Origin of the sequence: Larkinella fluvii, assembly GCF_051857545.1 — a bacterium.
Classification (GTDB): Bacteria; Bacteroidota; Bacteroidia; order Cytophagales; family Spirosomataceae; genus Larkinella.
This window is the reverse complement of record NZ_JBPZHB010000006.1, coordinates 345,769-364,821: the sequence shown is the minus strand read 5'-3', so window position 1 is coordinate 364,821 and position 19,053 is coordinate 345,769. Positions and strand designations below refer to the sequence as shown.

16 protein-coding genes and 1 pseudogene are annotated in these 19,053 nt (G+C 53.3%); 10 read left to right on the top strand and 7 right to left on the bottom strand.

The genetic code is table 11. The annotated features are described in order from the left end of the window. Window positions 1–52: 52 nt before the first annotated feature. The 5 genes from ACS5NO_RS17790 to ACS5NO_RS17770 all read left to right on the top strand — a co-directional run bounded on the left by ACS5NO_RS17790 (window position 53) and on the right by ACS5NO_RS17770 (window position 3,072). The gene (locus tag ACS5NO_RS17790; protein ID WP_439416412.1) at window positions 53–379 is read left to right on the top strand and encodes a hypothetical protein; all 327 of its coding nucleotides are present in this window, start codon (window positions 53–55) and stop codon (window positions 377–379) included. Continuing rightward, a complete protein-coding gene (locus tag ACS5NO_RS17785) occupies window positions 376–1,047 on the top strand; it encodes an ATP-binding cassette domain-containing protein (RefSeq protein WP_439416411.1) in 672 nt (223 codons plus the stop codon). The genes ACS5NO_RS17790 and ACS5NO_RS17785 overlap by 4 nt, the downstream gene beginning before the upstream one ends. Before the next feature lie 76 nt (window positions 1,048–1,123). Next, window positions 1,124–1,891 (top strand): YHYH protein, encoded by a 768-nt coding sequence (locus tag ACS5NO_RS17780; RefSeq protein WP_439416410.1) that lies wholly within the window; start codon window positions 1,124–1,126, stop codon window positions 1,889–1,891. Then, window positions 1,863–2,465: a toxin-antitoxin system YwqK family antitoxin gene (locus tag ACS5NO_RS17775; protein WP_439416409.1), complete on the top strand. Its 603-nt coding sequence runs from the start codon at window positions 1,863–1,865 to the stop codon at window positions 2,463–2,465. The genes ACS5NO_RS17780 and ACS5NO_RS17775 overlap by 29 nt, the downstream gene beginning before the upstream one ends. Further along, on the top strand, window positions 2,404–3,072 hold the full coding sequence (locus ACS5NO_RS17770; protein ID WP_439416408.1) for an SCO family protein: 669 nt from the start codon (window positions 2,404–2,406) through the stop codon (window positions 3,070–3,072). The genes ACS5NO_RS17775 and ACS5NO_RS17770 overlap by 62 nt, the downstream gene beginning before the upstream one ends. On the opposite strand, the gene ACS5NO_RS17765 is transcribed toward ACS5NO_RS17770, so the two are convergent. Continuing rightward, complete coding sequence (locus tag ACS5NO_RS17765; protein ID WP_439416407.1) at window positions 3,069–3,962, bottom strand: porin family protein; 894 nt, start codon at window positions 3,960–3,962, stop codon at window positions 3,069–3,071. The two genes, ACS5NO_RS17770 and ACS5NO_RS17765, sit on opposite strands and share 4 nt — an antisense overlap. A 38-nt stretch (window positions 3,963–4,000) precedes the next feature. Between ACS5NO_RS17765 and gldB the strand changes: the two genes are divergently transcribed. The 4 genes from gldB (at window position 4,001) to ACS5NO_RS17745 (ending at window position 9,261) form a co-directional block, all read left to right on the top strand. Beyond that, a complete protein-coding gene (gldB, locus tag ACS5NO_RS17760) occupies window positions 4,001–4,978 on the top strand; it encodes a gliding motility lipoprotein GldB (protein WP_439416406.1) in 978 nt (325 codons plus the stop codon). A gap of 179 nt (window positions 4,979–5,157) precedes the next feature. Then, window positions 5,158–6,972 (top strand): ABC transporter ATP-binding protein, encoded by a 1,815-nt coding sequence (locus ACS5NO_RS17755; RefSeq protein WP_439416405.1) that lies wholly within the window; start codon window positions 5,158–5,160, stop codon window positions 6,970–6,972. 25 nt (window positions 6,973–6,997) lie between these two features. Then, window positions 6,998–7,429, top strand: a complete 432-nt coding sequence (locus tag ACS5NO_RS17750) for a Fur family transcriptional regulator (protein ID WP_114408695.1) — start codon at window positions 6,998–7,000, stop codon at window positions 7,427–7,429. After that, a complete protein-coding gene (locus ACS5NO_RS17745; protein WP_439416404.1) occupies window positions 7,429–9,261 on the top strand; it encodes a MutS-related protein in 1,833 nt (610 codons plus the stop codon). The genes ACS5NO_RS17750 and ACS5NO_RS17745 overlap by 1 nt, the downstream gene beginning before the upstream one ends. Window positions 9,262–9,302: 41 nt before the next feature. On the opposite strand, the gene ACS5NO_RS17740 is transcribed toward ACS5NO_RS17745, so the two are convergent. The 3 genes from ACS5NO_RS17740 to ACS5NO_RS17730 all read right to left on the bottom strand — a co-directional run bounded on the left by ACS5NO_RS17740 (window position 9,303) and on the right by ACS5NO_RS17730 (window position 13,363). Further along, the gene (locus ACS5NO_RS17740) at window positions 9,303–10,517 is read right to left on the bottom strand and encodes an ATP-grasp domain-containing protein (protein WP_439416403.1); all 1,215 of its coding nucleotides are present in this window, start codon (window positions 10,515–10,517) and stop codon (window positions 9,303–9,305) included. A gap of 293 nt (window positions 10,518–10,810) precedes the next feature. Beyond that, window positions 10,811–12,274, bottom strand: a complete 1,464-nt coding sequence (locus ACS5NO_RS17735; protein ID WP_439416402.1) for a leucyl aminopeptidase family protein — start codon at window positions 12,272–12,274, stop codon at window positions 10,811–10,813. Window positions 12,275–12,304: 30 nt separating this feature from the next. Beyond that, window positions 12,305–13,363, bottom strand: a complete 1,059-nt coding sequence (locus ACS5NO_RS17730; RefSeq protein ID WP_439416401.1) for an alpha/beta hydrolase — start codon at window positions 13,361–13,363, stop codon at window positions 12,305–12,307. 164 nt (window positions 13,364–13,527) lie between these two features. Here ACS5NO_RS17730 and ACS5NO_RS17725 point away from each other — a divergent pair, with 164 nt between their 5' ends. Continuing rightward, complete coding sequence (locus ACS5NO_RS17725; RefSeq protein ID WP_439416400.1) at window positions 13,528–15,162, top strand: carboxylesterase/lipase family protein; 1,635 nt, start codon at window positions 13,528–13,530, stop codon at window positions 15,160–15,162. Window positions 15,163–15,348: 186 nt separating this feature from the next. Here the strand turns inward: ACS5NO_RS17725 and ACS5NO_RS17720 are convergent, their stop codons facing one another. The 3 genes and pseudogenes from ACS5NO_RS17720 to ACS5NO_RS17710 form a co-directional block, all read right to left on the bottom strand. Then, window positions 15,349–16,158, bottom strand: a complete 810-nt coding sequence (locus ACS5NO_RS17720; protein WP_439416399.1) for an endonuclease domain-containing protein — start codon at window positions 16,156–16,158, stop codon at window positions 15,349–15,351. A gap of 407 nt (window positions 16,159–16,565) precedes the next feature. Further along, window positions 16,566–17,026, bottom strand: a pseudogene (gene tnpA / locus ACS5NO_RS17715) (IS200/IS605 family transposase). Window positions 17,027–17,321: 295 nt separating this feature from the next. Further along, on the bottom strand, window positions 17,322–19,040 hold the full coding sequence (locus ACS5NO_RS17710; protein WP_439416398.1) for a GMC oxidoreductase: 1,719 nt from the start codon (window positions 19,038–19,040) through the stop codon (window positions 17,322–17,324). Window positions 19,041–19,053: the final 13 nt, after the last annotated feature.

The window sequence follows — 19,053 nt, the reverse complement described above, 5'->3', positions numbered from 1 at the left end:
GGCATTTCGCCAGGTCGTAGAATTCCGGTATTTTGCCCAAAATCAGCTTCGCATGCGCCTTCTGAAATTACAAGCCGTTTTTCTCTTTTACCGAACGTTCTGGGTATTCAGCAACCTTGTAAGCATGGGGTTGATCGGCGTTAGTCTGCTAAAAATTGTCGAATACTTCCCGCTTTTTCTGGTTTATTTTCTTTGGTTCAAGCTGCTTTCCGAGGTTGCGGTCTGGTATCTGGTGCGGAAAAATTACCAACCGCGGTTCTGGTTTTACCACAATCTGGGTTTATCAGAAACCGTCTTGTTCGCTGGGGCTTTTGTAATCGATCTGCTGATCGCCTTTCTGCTGATCGGTCTGGCGTATCAACTCATGCGCATCCTATGAACCGCCAGCCGACTGTGTTGGAAGCCGACGGAATCTGGCTGCAATTCGGCGGTCGGAAAATTCTCCAGAGTGTTTACATCAAACTGCAAACCGGGCACCTGACGGGTTTGCTGGGTCGCAACGGGAGCGGCAAATCCTGTCTCCTGAAAAGCATGATGGGCCTGATGCCGACCGAAACCCGGTCCGTAAGAGTCGATGGTCACTATCTTGACAAACCGTATCAGCGGCCTGATGTGATCCGCTATCTGCCCCAGCATTCGTTCGTTCCGCCCTCGTTGACCATCCGGGCCGCTTTCGAGTGGTACGGCGTGAATCTGGACGACATCGCCGGAGACTATCCAACCATAGCGGCCCTGAAAAACCAGCGGATGGGCCGTTTGTCGGGGGGCGAAAAGCGGCTGGCGGAGATTTTGCTGATTCTGAAATCCGATACGACTTTTGTCTTGCTGGATGAACCTTTCTCACACCTGATGCCGGTTCAGATTGAGCAGTTGCACGCGACGATCCGGCAGGAATCCCACCGCAAAGGCATTCTTCTGTCCGATCATCTCTATCGCTCCGTGCTGGATCTCAGCGATTCCGTCTACTTTCTCAATACCGGCGGGCGGACCATCCGGCTGGAGTCGCCGGAACAGGATTTGAAAGACCGGGGCTATCTGGGTTCGTGATGAAAAGTTTTTGCCGGAAAAATGTGCCTTTAGCGATTCCGCGCGTCTAAAGGGAAAGCTTTCCGCAAACTGACCGATGAGAAAAAAAAACCTGGCCGTCTTCCTGACCAGCCTGACCCTGCTAACCGCTGCCGGAATAACCGTTTCCTGCCGGAATGATCCCGATCCTGAGTCTGAAATTATTTTGACGGACGTGCCGGAGGTGTATCAAAAAATCTACGGCGCCACCAGCATCACGCGTTCCGGCGATTACGTAACGATTAAAACAACGGGCGTTCCCGACCATAAAAGCCCGTATTTTCAGAATACCCGCTGGGCTACGGCGCAGTATGAAACCTATAACGGGACCAATACCGCCTGGAAGCAGAACCCGAACAAAATTGAATCATTTAGCTACACTTTCCGGTTGCCGGTTTCGCCGAAAGAAGCGACCACCAAATCGGCGACAGCGGGTGGCCCCATTGGCGTTTCGCTCAACGGTGTTCCGTTCTTCAACCAATATGCTGCCATGCAGGCTCCGCTTACGGATGAAATCAACGGCTTCGATCAATACAACGGACACCCAGCCCAGGCCGGGGATTACCACTACCACGCCGAACCGACTTACCTGACTGCCAACAAAGGCAAAGAAGCCCTGCTGGGTTTTTTGCTCGACGGTTTTCCGGTCTACGGTCCCGTTGAAAATGGCAAAACCGTCACGAACAGCGACCTGGACAAATACCACGGCCATTCTCACGCGACAGCGGATTATCCCAAAGGCATTTACCATTACCACATCACGGCCACCGATCCCTACATCAACGGCAACGACTATTATGGAACGCCGGGGACGTATACCAAATAACCGGTTTGCACTGCTGGCTATTGCCCTCCTGGGACTGGCTTCGTGCGCGGATTTGACCACCCAAAACCGGTTGGTTATGAACCGCGATACGGCCACTGTGTCCGTGAAAAACGGACGGTATTACCTGAATGAAAAACCGTTTACCGGCCAGTTTTACCAACTGAACGAGTGGGCGGATACGGTTTTTCTTGGCACCTACCGGAACGGACTGGAACACGGTGTTCAGAAAAGCTGGTATGCAAAAGGGCGGTTGCGGGAGGTTCGGCTTTTTGACCAGGGAGAAAAAGAAGGCCGGCATATCGGCTATTGGGAAAATGGGAACAAGCGGTTTGACTACCTGTTTGAGCAGGATTTATGGAGCGGTATTCAACACGAATGGCACGCCAACGGACGGCTGTTCAAACAATCACACTATCAGGCGGGCTACGAACGGGGGCTGCAACGGGTTTGGGATACCGACGGTACCCTTCTCGCGAATTATGACGCCCGGAACGGTCGGAATTACGGGAATATTGGCCGCAAAAACTGCCAGTCGATTTGGCAGAACGATTCGGCTCGGGTGGCTGCTGAGTAGCCTGTGGCTGGCGGGTTGTTCAAAACCGGAGGGCGTTCCCTATTACCACACGGCCGATTTTACGCCCATCTGGACAACGGATCAAAACCAGATCGATACGCTGCATTCGGTTTTTCCTTTTCGACTGACCGACCAGTTTGGCGATACGATCACGGAACAAACCGTTGCGAACACGGTGTACGTCAGCAACTTTTTCTTTACGGCCTGCCCGTCCATTTGTCCGAAAATGATGGAAACCGTGCGCGTCGTCTATGATCATTACCAGGGCAATCCGGCGGTGCAATTCCTGTCGCACAGCGTGACGCCCGAGCGGGATAGCGTCTCCGTTTTGAAGCAATACGCCGACCGGAAAGGCATCGGGGGGCATCAGTGGCATTTATTAACCGGTAAACGAAAATCGATCAATACCGTAGCGCGTCTGAGTTATTTTGTAGAGAAGGAGCAGGGGTTTCTCGCCGATTCCGCCCGTTTTTTACACTCCGAGAATCTGATTCTGGTCGATCAACGGGGTCACATTCGTGGACTCTACAACGGCACGCTGTCGGTGGAAGCCGACCGCATCATTCAGGACATCGACTGGTTGCTGAAAGAAAACCGGAACCGTTAGAATTTCAGCCCCAGATCCAGCGAAACGACATGGTTTTTCGACACCAGATCGCGCGCCCGGGCCACATCCGTCAATCCGCGCTGGTAGCTGATGCCCAGCAACAACGCCTGACTCTGGTTTAGCCGGTACTGAATGCCTGTTCCGAGCAACAGGCTAAGACTGCCCCGGCTATACTGACGGCTGTAGTTACCACCATCTTCGGCATTCTGAAACAGGGCGTTATGCACTGAGTCAAGCGGTTTTTCGGCCAGTTTGATGTTGATCAAACCACCGGTCTGAATGTAGAAACGGGCGTTGGGAAACAGGTTGTTGGCGTACATTTTAACCGCCAGGGGCAATTGGATATACTGCAAATTATAGGAAGACTGCTGAAGTTTGGCCCCGGGGTCCCACACGGTCTGCCCGAATTGCCCCGGAATCCGATACCCCGACCGCTGAATCGTATACCAGATGCCGGAACTGAGTGAATACCGGTCTTTAAAAAAGAAATAATCGATGCTGGGACCGATGCTCATGCGCAGGGCGGCCCCATTGTCACGGAACCCTGCATACGAATTGAAGCCTTCGGCGGTATTGAGCGTCACGGAGGGCGCTACACGAAAACTCATTTCAATCAGCTTTTGCGGGGGCGCGTAGTCGATATCATCCTCCTGAATCCGGCGAAATACCTTTTCGGTTTCGCGACTGGGGCGGTTTTGCTCGTTTGCCCGGCGGTTATTTTTCCGGGGTGCCGGTTGCCCCCAGCCATCGTCATCCGTCGTTTTGTTCGATTTATTGGGTTCCTGCACCGTCACCCGTCCCTGACTGCGGGCGTTCCCCACCAAGCCCAAAAGCAGGACGGCCACTGCAATCATCTGCCCGGAACACCGGTATGAACCCAACTTTTTCATAAATTTGTATGTTTCCAAGAGAACGCCCATTAGGAAGGATGAAGATTTCACCCGTTGTTTTTTGCTTAGTAAGTATACTCATTTTCAATGCGTGTTCCAAAACCGAGGAGCTGGTAACGATTGAACGGCCGGAACAGACGCTTTTTGGCTCCCGAAAGCCGGAAGCCATCCGCGCGTGGCTGGACGATCACAAAGATATTGCTCAAGTCTATTTCGGAACCACCACCTTCGGCAAGGACACGGCTCTGGTGAACGAATTGCTCAAACGAGTTAACGATAAGGAGCTTGACGTATTGTATAAGCAGGTTAATGCGGAGTTTGGAACGCTCGGCGACGTGCAGGATCAACTGTCGGAAGCCTTCAACCGGATGCACGAAAACTTCCCGGATTTCAGGCCGCCGAGAGTCGTCACGATGGTCTCCGGTTTCATGGGGCCGGATCTGATCATCAGCGACTCGCTGGTGGTGATTGGATTGGATTATTTTGCGGGCCCCGAGGCCAAATACCGCCCCAAAGGATTACCGGCCTATATTCTACGTCGGTATCAGAAAGCATTCATCGTGCCAACCGTCCTCTTTGCGCTGTCTGAGCGGTTTAACAAGACCAATCAGCAGGACCAGACGTTACTGGCTGACATGATTTATTACGGGAAAAGCTACGTGTTCACGAAAACCATGTTGCCCTCCACGCCCGACAGCCTCATCATCGGCTACACCGACCAGCAACTGACGCAGACTAACAACGTTCAGGAAGATATCTGGGCCTATTTCATCGACGCCCAATTGCTGTATGAAGTGAGTCCGGCCATCAAAAACCGGTACCTCAGCGAGCGACCTTTTACGGCCGAAATCAGCTCGAAAAGTCCCGGAGCGATTGGCCGCTGGCTGGGCTGGCGGATTGTCAGGAAATATTATGACGAAAAAGAACCCGGTATTAAAGCGCTGATGGACAACGCGAACGCCCGGCAGATTTTTGAGCAATCCGGTTATAAAGGATTCAAAGACGACAAGGAGTAAAATAAAATGATCGGTTCGCCGACTTTACAGGAAAACACTTTCGCTTGTTGCCCCTAAATCCCCTAAAGGGGACTTGGACGCAGCTTAATCCGGATGCTAAAAGTCCCCTTTAGGGGATTTAGGGGCAACAAGCGAAAGTGTAACAGAATTATCAGACGTAAGTCCTAAGGAAAAAAAGAATGGCAAAGAGAGGAAGGGGTTCTGAAGAGAACGAAGAAGATAAAAAAGTGAAGGTGAACCGGGATGCGCTGAAAAAATCGTTGCGGCTGTTCCGGTTCATCAAACCATATAAGGGGTATTTCATCACGGGACTGGTATTCCTGTTGCTGTCGTCGGCTACCACGCTGGTGTTTCCGAAACTGCTGGGCGATATTCTGAAAGTAGTTGAAAACAAGCTGTCGGCGGGTTCATTGAATGAGTTGACGCTGCTTTTGTTCGGGTTGCTGGTGATTCAATCGGCGTTTTCGTTTGCGCGGGTCTACCTGTTCGCGCAGGTCAGCGAGCGGTCGATGGCCGATGTCCGGCGGGCGGTTTACAAGAAAATTGTGACTCTGCCGATTTTCTTCTTTGAACAACGGCGCGTCGGTGAACTGACCAGCCGCATTTCGTCGGACGTCACCCAGTTGCAGGACGTGCTATCGACCACGCTGGCCGAATTTCTTCGCCAGATTATTACGCTGCTGGCTGGGGTAGCCCTCATTTCCTTCACGTCGCTGAAATTGACCGGATTCATGCTGGCGACGGTGCCGGTGGTGATCGTGGCGGCTATATTCTTCGGGAAATTCATTCGCAAACTGTCGCGGAAAGCGCAGGACGAACTGGCCCAGGCCAACGTCGTGGTGGAAGAAACGCTGCAATCGGTCAGCGTGGTGAAAGCCTTCACGAACGAACCGTATGAAATCCGGCGGTATTCGACGGCGCTCGACAAAGTGGTGCAGAACTCGCTTCGGGTGGCCAACTACCGGGGCGGTTTTGTGTCTTTCATCGTTTTTGCGCTCTTTGGCGGCATTGTCGGCGTGGTCTGGTACGGTGCCCAACTGATGCTGGCGGGTGAGCTGACGTTTGCGCAACTGGTGACGTTTGTCATTTATACGATGTACATCGGCGGGGCCGTTGGCGGTTTGGGCGATCTGTACGCCCAGATTCAGCGGACGATTGGGGCTTCGGAACGGATTCTGGACATTCTGGAAGAAAAATCGGAAGTGGAACTGCCCGAAACGGAACCGATTCAACTGGCCATGCCGTTGCAGGGCGACATCCGGTTTCGCAACATTCATTTCTCGTATCCGTCGCGCCCCGACGTCGAAGTGCTGAAAGGCGTTTCACTGGAGGTTCCGGCGGGTCATAAAATTGCGTTGGTGGGCCAGAGTGGGGCCGGTAAATCGACGATCGTGCAGTTGCTGTTGCGGTATTATGCCTCGACGGGCGGTTCGATCACCATCGACGGACGACCGATCCAGGACATCGACATCCGGTATTTGCGCCAGAATATTGCCGTGGTTCCGCAGGAAGTGATTCTGTTTGGCGGGACGATTCTCGAAAATATCTCGTACGGAAAACCGGGTGCGACCGATGCCGAGGTGATGGAAGCCGCCCGGAAAGCCAACGCGTTGGACTTTATTGAATCGTTTCCTGAGAAATTTCAGACGATTGTGGGTGAGCGGGGCGTTAAATTGTCAGGTGGTCAGCGGCAGCGGATTGCCATTGCCCGGGCCATTCTGAAAGACCCGGCGATTCTGATTCTGGACGAAGCCACCAGTTCGCTCGATGCCGAGTCGGAACGGCTGGTGCAGGAAGCGCTGGACGTGCTAATGCAAAACCGCACGACCGTCATCATCGCGCACCGGCTGGCAACGATCCGGAAGGTGGACACCATCTACGTGCTCCGCGAAGGGCAGATCACCGAAACCGGTACGCACGACGAACTGAGCACGCTGGAAGACGGTTTGTACGCGAATTTGGTTAAATTACAGTTTGAAACGACGGATAGTTAATGAGCCACACCGGCTTTTTAAGCGTATGAACACTGCCATTAAACAGACTTTGAATGACTTTCACCTGCGACATACCAGTTGTCGGGAGGAAGTGCTGGATACGTTTTTTACCGCCAATTATGCCCTGGCGCATCACGATATTGAAGAAAGCCTGAAAGACGACTTCGACCGGGTGACGATTTACCGGACGCTCAAAACGTTTGTCGACAAGGGCATTCTGCACAAAGTGCTGGACGACGAAGGCGGGTTGAAATATGCTCTCTGCCGCGAAGCCTGCGCCCACGATCACCACCACCACGACCACGTTCATTTCAAGTGTGAACAGTGTGGACAAACGACCTGTCTGGAAAATACCCTGATTCCGGCGGTCAGCTTACCCTCCGGATATAGTCGCAAAGAAACCAATCTACTGATTCAGGGCGTGTGTTCGCTTTGTAATAAAAACATCGCGTTGTAATGCCCCATTCGATTTTTGCGGAACGTGAAACCCGGTTTTTACAGGAAGAACTGAAAGCCCGTGCGGGCTACAACCGCCTTTCCATCATCCGGGTAATCTGGTTTGTTGGCGTGGCTTTTCTGGTGTATTTTCTGGCCGACCGCGGACAAGATGGCTTCGCCATCGGTGTCGGTTTGCTGGGTATTATCGGTTTTCTGGTGCTGCTGAAACGCCACCAGGCCGTTCAGCGCCGACGCGATCGCGCCCGCTGGCTGGCCTTCATCAACCGCGACGAAACCGCCCGGCTGGAACGCAAATTTCTGCGCCCCGAAACCGGCCTTGAGTTTGCCGATGCCAACCATCCCTACGCCGGTGATCTCGATATTTTCGGCAATCATTCTCTTTTCAGGCTGCTCAATCGAACGTATACCTACGAAGGAAGCCGCAAACTGGCGTCTTATCTGCGGTCGCCCGTTCCCGTTGATGAGGTATTGCTTCGTCAGGATGCCGTGGCTGAGTTGCGACCTCTGCTCGACTGGCGGCAGGAACTGGCGGCTCTGTCGTACCTCAATCCGTCCGTTGGCGAATCCCCGCAGGCCCTGAAAAACTGGGCAACCAAACCGTCCGAACCTTTGCCGGTATATTTAACCATCGCCCGCTGGCTGTTTCCCGCCATCACGCTAACCTTGCTGGCGCTCTGGATGACCGGTTATTTGCCGGGTTGGGCCGTTACGGCTTCGCTGCTGGTGCATGGCGTGTTGCTGGGGCAGGCGGCTGAACGGACGAAAAACGTGAGTGAACAGACGTTTGCCATGTCGCAGGCCCTGAAAACGTACCGCGATCTGTTGAAGCACCTCGAAAGTCCGCGCTTTGAATCGGCCATTCTGCACCGGTTGCAGGCCGTAACGAATCTTGAAAACCGGTCGGCAGCGGCTGCCATTGGCAAGCTGAGCCAATTGGTGGAGAACCTCAATTTTCGCCGGAATCCGTATTTCTTTCTGCTCGTCGGTATTGTTACCCTTTGGGATATTCACTATTTGCAGGCCCTCGATCGCTGGCAGCGCACCTACGGCCCACACCTGAACGACTGGCTCGATGCGCTGGCCGAAGCCGAAGCCTTGAACAGCCTGGCGGGTCTGGCCTACGCCCATCCTGAATACGCCGTTCCGGAGTTTAGAGAGGAACCGCTGCAACTCGATGCGCAACAGGCCCGGCATCCGATGCTGATGGCCAACAAAGGTGTCGCCAACTCCCTGAAAATCGACGGAAACGGGCAAACGATGCTGATTACCGGTTCGAATATGTCGGGGAAAAGTACGTTTCTCCGGACGATTGGCACCAACGTCGTGCTGGCCCTGGCGGGTTCGGTCGTGGCGGCAGAGAAGCTGGTTTGTTCGCCGGTGCAGGTGTTTACGAGCATGCGGACGCAGGATTCGCTGGAAGAAAACACCTCTTCGTTTTACGCCGAACTGAAACGCCTGAAAACGCTCATCGATCGCACGCGGCAAACGTCCAACTGGCCGGTTTTGTATTTTCTGGACGAAATTCTGAAAGGTACCAACTCCGCCGACCGTCACCGGGGTGCGCGGGCCTTGATTCTCCAATTGCATGAAACCTCAGCCTCCGGTTTTGTGTCCACCCACGATGTCGAACTGGGCGATTTAGCCGCTATGCATCCATTTGTCCACAACTACAGTTTTCGGTCGGATGTGGTCGATGGAAAACTGCACTTCGATTACCAGTTGCAAACCGGCGTTTGCCGGAGCTTCAACGCCAGCCAGTTGATGGAATCCATTGGCATTGAAATGCACAAGTTTCAGGAGGACACCCCCAACCCCCTAAAGGGGGCTTAACCGTCTGAATTTTAAGCCCCTTTAGGGGGGTGGGGGTAATACTAATTCGTCGGTTTGTCGGGAACGGGCGCCGACGCGTGGTATTCCTGATAAATCCTTTCCATGTAGTTGTCGAGAAGTTGCAAAACCCGCTCGCGGTCAGGTGATTGGACGATGAAACCGACGTGGTGTTCCTTGTTCATACGCCACTGGATTTCGTCGTCCGTAAAACCGTCGGTGTTGGGCCACGGCTGGCGGGCGAGCGAAATAATCAGCCCGGCATAGTGGTGTTGAACGGCCGGTAATTGATACGGTTCATTGTGGGCCATTGCGCTTTCGAGTTTGGCCCATTCGGCCCAGAGGTTGATTCCCGACGAGATTTCGACCAGTTCGGCAATGTTGGCCCCACCCACGCGCGACGAGGTTTCCAGAAAATAATATTCACCATCATGATCACCCCGGATGTATTCAGAGTGCGAGGCACTGGACTGCATCCGAAATGCTTTTAAAACCGCATCATTCAGTTTGTACAGGCTTTGGGCTTCGTCGGAATCGAATGGCAGAACGGCGGTTCGGAAAACACCCCCGCCGTGGGCCACGTCCATTGGTGTGGCCAGATACTGGCTGGCGCGGGTAAAGATCGTTTTGCCATTTTGCGACAGCGAATCGACGTGAAACACGCGACCCGGTTTGAACTGCTCGATCAAAAACGTGTGGCGCAGGTCGCCCAGCGAATGAATCACCTGCCAGGCTTCGTCCAGGGAATGCACTTTTTTGATCCCGGTCGCCGACGCTTCGGCCCGCGGTTTGATGAGCCAGGGCGCTTCCGTATTTCGTAGAAAGTCGGTGATGGTTTCGTCGTGAAACAGACTGCTGAACGCCGGAACCCGGATGCCATCGGCAGCCGCCCGCATCCGCATGGCCAGTTTATCCCGAAAAAACCGGGCCGTCGTTTGGCCCATGCCGGGAATCCGGAACGTTTCGCGCACCAGAGCGGCTTTCTCAACGTCAAAATCATCCATGGCCACCACCCGATCAATTTGATGCGATCGCATGATGTGCGCCAGTCCATTAATCATCACATCCAGATTCTGCGACGAATTGTCCTGCGATGGCAAATAAAAGAATTCGTCGACGGCTTCCCTCGGCCACGGATGATCGGCCAGTTTCTCGTAGGTCAGCAGATACACGGTGTTGCCCGCTTCCTTGCAGGCTTTCAGAAAAGCTTCGCCTTTGAAATACGTTGAGATGCAGAGAAAGGACAGTTTCTGGCTCATGAAGATGGGATGGTTGTTGATGATTGAATGATTATAATGATTGTTTGGTGGTTGAATGGTTGATAATTAGCCCACGGTTTTAACCGTGGGGCTCGTGATGGAAGTGCCCGGTTTATCAACCGTTTTAACGGTTTTGGAGCGCTTAAACCGTTGAAACGGTTCATCGTCAATTTCGCGATTTCTTTTCCCCGGATTAAAATCCGGGGCTATTTTTTTTCACGATGCCCCTTACCAATCTAACCATTTTTAACAATGTAGCCATCAAAACCATTTTAACCATCAAACCATCTACATCAACCATTCCGCAAAAAATCAATCAACAACCGAATCCCAAAACCGGTTGCGTTCTTCTGCGTTCCAAATTCTGTGTCGGTGAACGCCATGCCGGCGATGTCCAGGTGCGCCCATGCGGGATGGGCTTCCGTGAAGACTTCCAGAAATTTGGCGGCACTGATGGCACCGGCCAGCGGTTTTCCACTGAAGTTTTTCAGGTCGGCCACATCCGACTGAATGTCCTCCTTGTACACATCCCAGAGTGGCAGCGGCCACAACCGTTCGCCGGTTTGGATTGCGGATTTCAGGAGCTGGCTGGTCAGATCGTCGTTATTGCTGAACAAACCGGCGGCATGATACCCCAGCGTGCCGATGACGCTGCCGGTGAGGGTGGCAAGGTCGATCAGGACGTCGGGTTGGAAATTGCGCACCATATACCCCAAACCGTCGGCCAGAATGATGCGGCCTTCCGCGTCGGTATCGATCACCTCGATGGTTTTGCCGAGGTAGGAGCCAATGACATCGCCGGGTTTGGTCGCGTGGCCGTCGACCATGTTTTCCGTTGCCGGAATAATGCCAATCAGGTGAACCGGTAACCGGAGTTTAGCGGCCACTTCCATCGTTCCCAAAACCGCTGCCGCTCCGCCCATGTCGCTCTTCATCAGGTGCATCCCGGTCGACGGTTTGATGGAAATACCGCCCGTATCGAACGTAACACCTTTGCCCACCAAGCCCACTTTTTTAGCGTCCGGTAGATTGTCGGGTTTGTATTCCGCGATGATAAAAACCGGCGGATGTTCGCTGCCTTTGTTGACGCTCAATAGAGCCAGCAATCCCTGCCGTTCGATTTCGGCCTTGTCAAAAACCGTCACGGAATAGCCGTGTTGCTGTCCCGAAGCAATGGCCCAGTCGGCCAGGACTTGCGGAATTTTGTAGTTGGACGGCGAATTCATCAGATCCAGCATCTGCCGGTGCGTGGCCGCGATGGCTTCCGCGCGATGGAGAACTTCTTCGGCGATACCTTGCTGTTGATCAGCGATATAGATTTCCAGAACTCCTTCTTCCGAATAAAACTCAGTGGTTTTGGGTTTATCCGTACTGTGCAGTTTCAGGTCATAACCACCCCAGCGAATGCCCAGCACCACGCTTTCGATGACGTCGGCATCAAAACCGCTCAGATCGACGCCGACGGTTGGGGTCAGCCGGTCTTTCTGGCGGAAAAACAGATCTCGAAACGCCCGCAGCCAGACTATGGCGGTAAGTTCTTTTCCCAAACCCAGCAGATACGTTTTTCGTCCTTCGGGCTGATAGATTGGAAGGGTTTCCCGGAAATCGGCTTTGAAATCGTGCTGCAAAGCAGCCGGTGTCAGGTTAAACCGGTCGGCCAGAGCATTCAGCACTTCCGGCAAATCATCGGTTTGCTGAATCGGTAGAATGAGCGTGTCGGCAGACAGCGGCTGGGTGGTCGTGAGTTGGATTTGCATCGGAAAGTAAGGTTACAGCAAAGGTAACGATCAAAAAAACAACCATTCTACGGCCTGCGGAAATTCCCGGCCCCAGCGGCTTTCAGTGTGTTTTCCTTTCGGATCGACGGATCGATGGATTTTCAGGTTTGAACTGCTTTTTTGCCGCAACAAGGATTCTTGCAAACGCTCCAGGGCCGGAACCATGTAGGCCGACTCCTGTTTCCCGCCGTACAGATACACTTTCGTCAGTTCGGGATGGTAAAACCGCATCGCATCGGCGTACACGTTGGGAGCCGCCCAGAGCGAAGGCGAGAAAACCAGCAGCTTTCCGAAGGTCGACGGATGCAGCAAACCGGCGTAAACGGTAATTAAACCGCCCATCGAACTGCCGCCCATACCGGTGTGAGTTCGGTCGGGCAAGGTACGATACTGGGCGTCGATGTGCGGTTTTAGCGTATGAACGATGAAGTCGAGGTAATGATGTCCTTTTCCATTGGCGAGCCGGGTGTTGTAGGGCAGAAATTCCGCAACACGTTCGCTGTCACCGTGGTCGATGGCGACGATGATGATTTGGTGGTGATGCCGGTGTGCCAGAATCGCCAGTTTCTGGTCGATAGTCCAGTTGCCAAACGATGAACCTTCGCCAAACAGATTTTGCCCGTCGTTCAAATACAAAACCGGGTAATGGGTGTTGGAAGTGTCATAATCGTGGGGCAGCAACACCCGAATCCGGCGCGTCGTATTGAGTTGTGGCGCGTCAAAGGCATCGCTGACCAGGCTAATTTTGGGCAGAAAAGCCGGATTGAACGGCAGGCCAAACCACCGCCAGTGGGGAACCACATCCCGGCGGGTGCCAATCTGGCGACGGGAAACCCGGTTCGGAACGCCTTCGCCAGCCGCGCTCAGCTCGACCGAATCCCAGCTTCCGCGTGTGTATTTGTATTCCAGCGGAGCAAAACCGGCTGGCAGTTCAATACCATACTTCCCCGGCCCGGTTTTCTGTAGCTGAAACCGCTCTACATCCGGATACCACTGGCAAAACGGCCCGGAAATAAATACGGGTCGGTCGTCGTCGGGGGTGGTGAGTTCGAAGCGGATGGAAGCCATACAGGGTCGATCGGATCAAGGTCTTTACGTCCTGCCGTTGTAAAGGTTGGGGTAAATCTCTATTATTGTTCACAAAATGAGACAATAAAAGATTCGCTTATTCCTAAGTCGTGTGCTTTTGATGGATGCTTTGCAAGTTCTCATTTTATACGAAACAAAAGACTATGAAAACCTTTTTAATCCTGACGGTATTGACGATTCAGGTAGCCGAGATGGCAAATGCGCAATTGAACAAGACGCCCCCGCAAGCCAAAACCGCCAATGGCGTGGTCGAGGGCGTTACCGAGCCTACGGGAATCCGGGCTTTTAAAGGCATTCCGTTTGCCCAGCCGCCCGTTGGTGAGCTACGCTGGAAAGAACCGCAGCCCGTTAAAAATTGGCAGGGTGTGCGGAAAACCAACCAGTTTGGACCCCGGGCCATGCAACGCGCGGTTTTTGGCGACATGGGATTCCGGTCGAATGGCATGAGTGAGGATTGCCTGTACCTGAACGTGTGGACACCCGCCAAATCGGACAAGGAGAAACTGCCGGTTCTGGTGTATTTCTACGGGGGCGGTTTTATCGCCGGTGACGGCTCGGAAGGGCGCTATGACGGCGAGAGCATGGCGACCAAGGGCATGGTGGCCCTCACGGTCAACTACCGGCTCGATGTGTTCGGTTTTATGGCGCATCCCGAGTTGACGAAGGAGTCGGCCCATCAATCGTCCGGGAATTATGCGTACCTGGACATGGCTGCGGCTTTGCGCTGGGTGCAGCAAAACATTGCGGCTTTTGGCGGTGATCCCAAACGGGTGACCATTGCCGGAGAGTCGGCGGGGTCAATTGCGGTGAGCGGCCTGATGGCATCGCCCCTGTCGAAAGGCCTGATTGCCGGAGCCATTGGCGAAAGTGGTTCGTTGCTGGGTGGGTTGCCGCCCGTTCCGCTGGCGAAAGGTGAAGAAGCCGGAGCGGCTTTTGCGAAGGGCGTAGGTGCCAGTTCCTTAGCGGATTTAAGGGCCATGCCGGCAGAAAAACTGCTTGAAGCCACGGGCAAACCCGGCACCCCCCGGTTTAGCGCGACGGTGGATGGGTATTTCTTCCCGAAACCGCCGATGGAAATTTTTGCCGCTGGCGAGCAGGCGCAGGTGCCGCTGCTGGCGGGCTGGAATTCGGAAGAAATGAACGCTCGGGCGGTGTTGGGACAGGAAAAACCGACGCCCGAGGGCTATGCCAATGCCGTAAAAAAACTCTATAACGACCGCGCCGAGGAAGTGTTGAAACTCTATCCGGGTTCGACGGAAGAGGAAGTACTGGAATCGGCGACGGCGCTGGCGGGCGACCGTTTTCTGGCGTACAGCACCTGGAAATGGGCGGATTTACAGAGCAAAACGGGCGGTGGCAAACCAGTGTACCGGTATTATTATTCGCGTCCGCGCCCGGCGATGGTGCCCGAAATGGGTAATGCCGCTCCCGGTCTGGCGGGTGGTGTGGTAAAATCAACGGATGCTAATGCTGTAAAAGTACCGCCCGCGCGCGGGGCCGTCCACTCGGCCGAGATCGAGTATGCGATGGGGAACCTGCCGAAAAACAAGGTTTACGCCTGGACACCCGATGATTATAAAGTGTCCGAAGTGATGCAGAAGTATTTCGCCAACTTCGTCAAAACCGGGAATCCGAACGGTTCCGGGTTGCCCAACTGGCCCGCCATCAACAGCGGCAACAGCGTTCAGTTTATGCAAATCGACGTGAACACCCGCCTGGAGACGGAGAAAAACCGGGCGCGGTATCTGTTTCTCGATCCGTATTACACGAAGCAGTAGGTTTCGGAATTGGTATTGGGTGAAAGCGGGGGCGGTTCTTTGGGAACTGGCCCCTGTTTTTTTGGAAATGGTTAGGGAGTTTAAAAGCCCAAAAACCTGTAGACTACAAACAGATCAATGTTGAATCACTTATTCTAAGAAGACATTCGTGCTGGCTAGGCGCAGACAGGCAGTTTAGGGTAGTCGTTAATCAAATAATCCTAGCTGTCCGTCTTTTTTTGAGACGTATTTAAAAGCATCCTCCCGGGCATAATGTAAACCTCCAAATTTGTCAATTTTTCGTTTGATAGTTTGAATAGTGTAGGGCATGTCTTCCATAAGGTGTTTCGTCGTGAATCGCAGAACGGCCCAGTTTGCAACGGCGGTAATTTCGTTGTTACGGGTTTTATCATAGATTACCTGTTCTGGTTTCATGTGATAGGCATCACCATCGCATTCAACATTGATGGTGCCGGTTTTGCAAAAGAAGGCAAAATCACAAATCCAGTTAGCCTCATTCGTTTGCAGGAAAAACTGCCGTTCGGCAGGAAGATTATTCTTTTTGAGTTCGGCCCACAGGCGGTTTTCCAAAGGGCTGTCTGCGAATATGTCGTTGATTTCGTCTGCTTCCAGCAATTTGTGGAGTGTGGTCGGAATGAAGAGCAGTTGACGTCCCCGATGACTTACAATGGGACGGGGTAAATCCTGCAAGGGGCCAAAGCTAATTTTGTAGTATTTGTTTCCGGCTTTTGGGTGGTAAGATTGATGCGGCATCAACTCGCGCCGGGTTACTTCTGTGATTGTTGTTACGGGTGTATACTGGCGAATGGAATATTTCCAGTCACCGAATATTTTCTTGAAGTAAAAGGCTATGTATTTGATCGTGCCCTTCCTTACCATATCAGGGACGCGGGTGCTGACTGGAATGCGATACCAGCCTTGCTCTTGGGCAATCGTAAAATCCGTTTTATCTTTCAATAAAGCTACAAGTGTGTCATTGGCTGGCTGAGTAGTCATGATCAACAGGTTGCAATATAGTTTATTGTTTGGCGAACGTACTAAATTCCACAGTGATAAACCAGCTAGCAGGCGAGGTAACTATGAATCAGTATTTTTCATATCAGGGGTCAATCCGTGTCGTGGCGTTGTTGTCGAGGTAAATCATAGCAAGACAATTCTATCGAAAAGCCGGAACTGTTGTGCCGCTTTTTGCGCCGTCAGGCGCTGAACAGCGCAGCGTCGGTAGCAAGCAATGTCAATTCTCGCACTCCCCGTGTGCCGTCAGGTACACAACCGGAATTGTTGCGTGCTTCACGGTACGCGGGAGTGTTGGGAGAATCGACATTGCTACCGATGCTGCGCTGTTACGTCCCTTCGGGACAAATGGTTTGGCTCGTTCCTGGTTATTACTTTGGGGTGAATTCTCATTCTAACGGCTTGAACAAATACCGTTCGTCATAGTCGACGTCGAACGCATCCAAAACCGGCGGTATTCGTCTAGAAACGTTCGGGTTCGGTGGTGTTCTTCCTGGTTTTCAATGTAGTGAATGACGGCGGGTAGCTGGCTCTTGCCGTATGAAAATGCGCCGTAGCCTTCCTGCCAGGCAAAGCGGTTGGCCGTCAGGCGGTTTTCATTGATCCATTTTGACGAGTCCTGTTTGAGTTGCTGCATCAAATTGGATAATGATTGAGTCGGACGCATTCCCATTAACAGGTGAACGTGATCGGGCATGCCGTTGATGGCGAGGAGTTTGTGCGTATGGTTGTGGATGATGCCCGTCATGTATTGGTACAGTTTGTATTTCCACGATGGCGAAATGACGGCGGTTCGGTGTTTCACCGCAAAGACCAAATGCAGGTGAATTTGGGTGTAGGTGTTTGGCATGGTGGTGTGGGTTGTTCGTTTTGAAGGACGGTTTTGTCCCTACGGGACACCGTGAGGGGTAGGGCGGTTGTTTCTACCGACGCCTTCGGCTGTTGCATCTCTACGAGATGATCAAATGATTGCGGTTGTTTCTACCGACGCCTTCGGCTGTTGCATCCCTACGGGATGGTCAAATGATTGAGCTGTTTTTTCTATAGACACTTTGGGTCTCTATGGTATACTTAATATGTTTGGGCAAACATTTAATCTATAAAAAAAAGATGGTAAGCTAACGGTTAGCTTACCATCTTTTTTCCTACAAATTCCCCTTCTTCAACTCACTCACCGCATGATTGGCTGCCCGCGCCGTGATGGCCATGAAGGTCAACGACGGGTTTTGGGTGGAGGTGGAGGTCATGCAGGCGCCGTCGGTGACGAAGACGTTCTTGCAGGTGTGAAACTGGTTCCACTTGTTGAGCAGCGACGTTTTTGGGTCTTTGCCCATCCGCACACCGCCCATTTCGTGAATGTCAAGACCCGGGGCTTTGTCGGGTTTGTCGTGGGTCTGGATGTTGGTGAAACCGGCCAGCGTCAGCATTTCGGACATTTGCTCGTGGAAATCCCGGATCATCTTTTCGTCGTTGTCGTCGTAGCCCACCGACACCCGCAGTTGCGGAATGCCCCAGGCGTCTTTCAACTCCGAATCCAGGGCCACAAAACTCTCTTCTTTGGGAATGGTCTCGCCCATCATGTGCGAGCCGACGCGCCAGTTGCCGTATTTCCGGTTAAACAAACCTGCCTTCAGTTCTTCACCGATGCCAGCGGTGTCGTTGCTGGTAATCCGGCTGCCGCTGAAACCGGCGGCATAGCCCCGCAGAAAGTCAGTTTCCTGCTTGAAGACGTTGCGGAAACGCGGAATGTAGCTGCCGTTGGGCCGGATACCGTCGGTGGTTTTGTCGAGCAAGCCTTCGTATTCGGCCGAAATGGTTGTCCGGAAATTGTGGAAAGCCATGTATTTGCCCAATAAACCGTTGTCATTTCCCAAACCGTTCGGAAACCGGCTGGATTTGGAATTCAGCAGAATCAGGTTGGAGTTCAGACAAGCCGCGTTGACGAAGATGATTTTGGCAAAATATTCCGTCTCCTGTTTGGTGTTGGCGTCAATCACGCGCACGCCCGTCGCCTTGTTTTTTTTGCCGTCAACCAGAATCGAATGCACCACGGAATCGGGACGGAGCGTCATTTTGCCGGTTTGGGCCGCCCAGGGCAGCGTCGACGAGTTGCTGCTGAAATACCCGCCGAAAGGACATCCCCGCTGGCAAAGGTTCCGGTTCTGACACTGTCCGCGTCCCTGCTTCAGGTGAATTTCCTTGGGTTGGGTCAGGTGCGCACAGCGGCCGATGATGATGGGTCGCGCGCCTTTGTAATGCGTCGCCATCTGGTCGGTGAAGTGTTTTTCCACACACGACTGCTCGTGGGGAGGCAGGAATTCACCGTCCGGCAATTGCGCCAGACCGTCTTTGTTGCCGGCCACCCCGATAAACCGCTCCACGTGGCTGTACCAGGGCGCGATGTCGGCATAGCTGATGGGCCATTCCACCGCAAAACCGTCGCGGGCGGGACCTTCGAAATCATACTGCGACCAGCGTTGGGTGCCGCGCGCCCACATCAGCGACTTCCCGCCGACCTGGTAGCCCCGAATCCAGTCGAACGGTTTTTCCTGAACGTACGGATGTTCGGCGTCTTTGACGAAAAAATGGGCCGCGTCCTCGTTGAAGGCGTAGCAGCGGCTGGCAATCGGATTGGCATCTTTCAGCGCCTTTGGAATTTGTCCCGCGTGTTCAAATTCCCACGGATTCATCATCGTGGTGGGGTAGTCGGTCACGTGTTTGACGTCGCGGCCGCGTTCCAGTACCAGCGTGCGCAGGCCTTTGTCGCACAGTTCTTTGGCCGCCCAGCCGCCACTGATGCCGGAGCCGATGACAATGGCATCGTAGGTGCGGTCTTTTACCGAATCAATATTGAAGTATGACATAGGAGAGGAAGGG

What these genes read in the sequence shown, in the direction of transcription:
- ACS5NO_RS17790 (WP_439416412.1), top strand. Translation starts at nt 53, where the DNA reads ATGCGCCTTCTGAAATTACAAGCCGTTTTTCTCTTTTACCGAACGTTC.
- ACS5NO_RS17785 (WP_439416411.1), top strand. Translation starts at nt 376, where the DNA reads ATGAACCGCCAGCCGACTGTGTTGGAAGCCGACGGAATCTGGCTGCAA.
- ACS5NO_RS17780 (WP_439416410.1), top strand. Translation starts at nt 1,124, where the DNA reads ATGAGAAAAAAAAACCTGGCCGTCTTCCTGACCAGCCTGACCCTGCTA.
- ACS5NO_RS17775 (WP_439416409.1), top strand. Translation starts at nt 1,863, where the DNA reads ATGGAACGCCGGGGACGTATACCAAATAACCGGTTTGCACTGCTGGCT.
- ACS5NO_RS17765 (WP_439416407.1), bottom strand. Translation starts at nt 3,962, where the DNA reads ATGAAAAAGTTGGGTTCATACCGGTGTTCCGGGCAGATGATTGCAGTG.
- gldB (WP_439416406.1), top strand. Translation starts at nt 4,001, where the DNA reads ATGAAGATTTCACCCGTTGTTTTTTGCTTAGTAAGTATACTCATTTTC.
- ACS5NO_RS17755 (WP_439416405.1), top strand. Translation starts at nt 5,158, where the DNA reads ATGGCAAAGAGAGGAAGGGGTTCTGAAGAGAACGAAGAAGATAAAAAA.
- ACS5NO_RS17750 (WP_114408695.1), top strand. Translation starts at nt 6,998, where the DNA reads ATGAACACTGCCATTAAACAGACTTTGAATGACTTTCACCTGCGACAT.
- ACS5NO_RS17745 (WP_439416404.1), top strand. Translation starts at nt 7,429, where the DNA reads ATGCCCCATTCGATTTTTGCGGAACGTGAAACCCGGTTTTTACAGGAA.
- ACS5NO_RS17740 (WP_439416403.1), bottom strand. Translation starts at nt 10,517, where the DNA reads ATGAGCCAGAAACTGTCCTTTCTCTGCATCTCAACGTATTTCAAAGGC.
- ACS5NO_RS17735 (WP_439416402.1), bottom strand. Translation starts at nt 12,274, where the DNA reads ATGCAAATCCAACTCACGACCACCCAGCCGCTGTCTGCCGACACGCTC.
- ACS5NO_RS17730 (WP_439416401.1), bottom strand. Translation starts at nt 13,363, where the DNA reads ATGGCTTCCATCCGCTTCGAACTCACCACCCCCGACGACGACCGACCC.
- ACS5NO_RS17725 (WP_439416400.1), top strand. Translation starts at nt 13,528, where the DNA reads ATGAAAACCTTTTTAATCCTGACGGTATTGACGATTCAGGTAGCCGAG.
- ACS5NO_RS17720 (WP_439416399.1), bottom strand. Translation starts at nt 16,158, where the DNA reads ATGACTACTCAGCCAGCCAATGACACACTTGTAGCTTTATTGAAAGAT.
- ACS5NO_RS17710 (WP_439416398.1), bottom strand. Translation starts at nt 19,040, where the DNA reads ATGTCATACTTCAATATTGATTCGGTAAAAGACCGCACCTACGATGCC.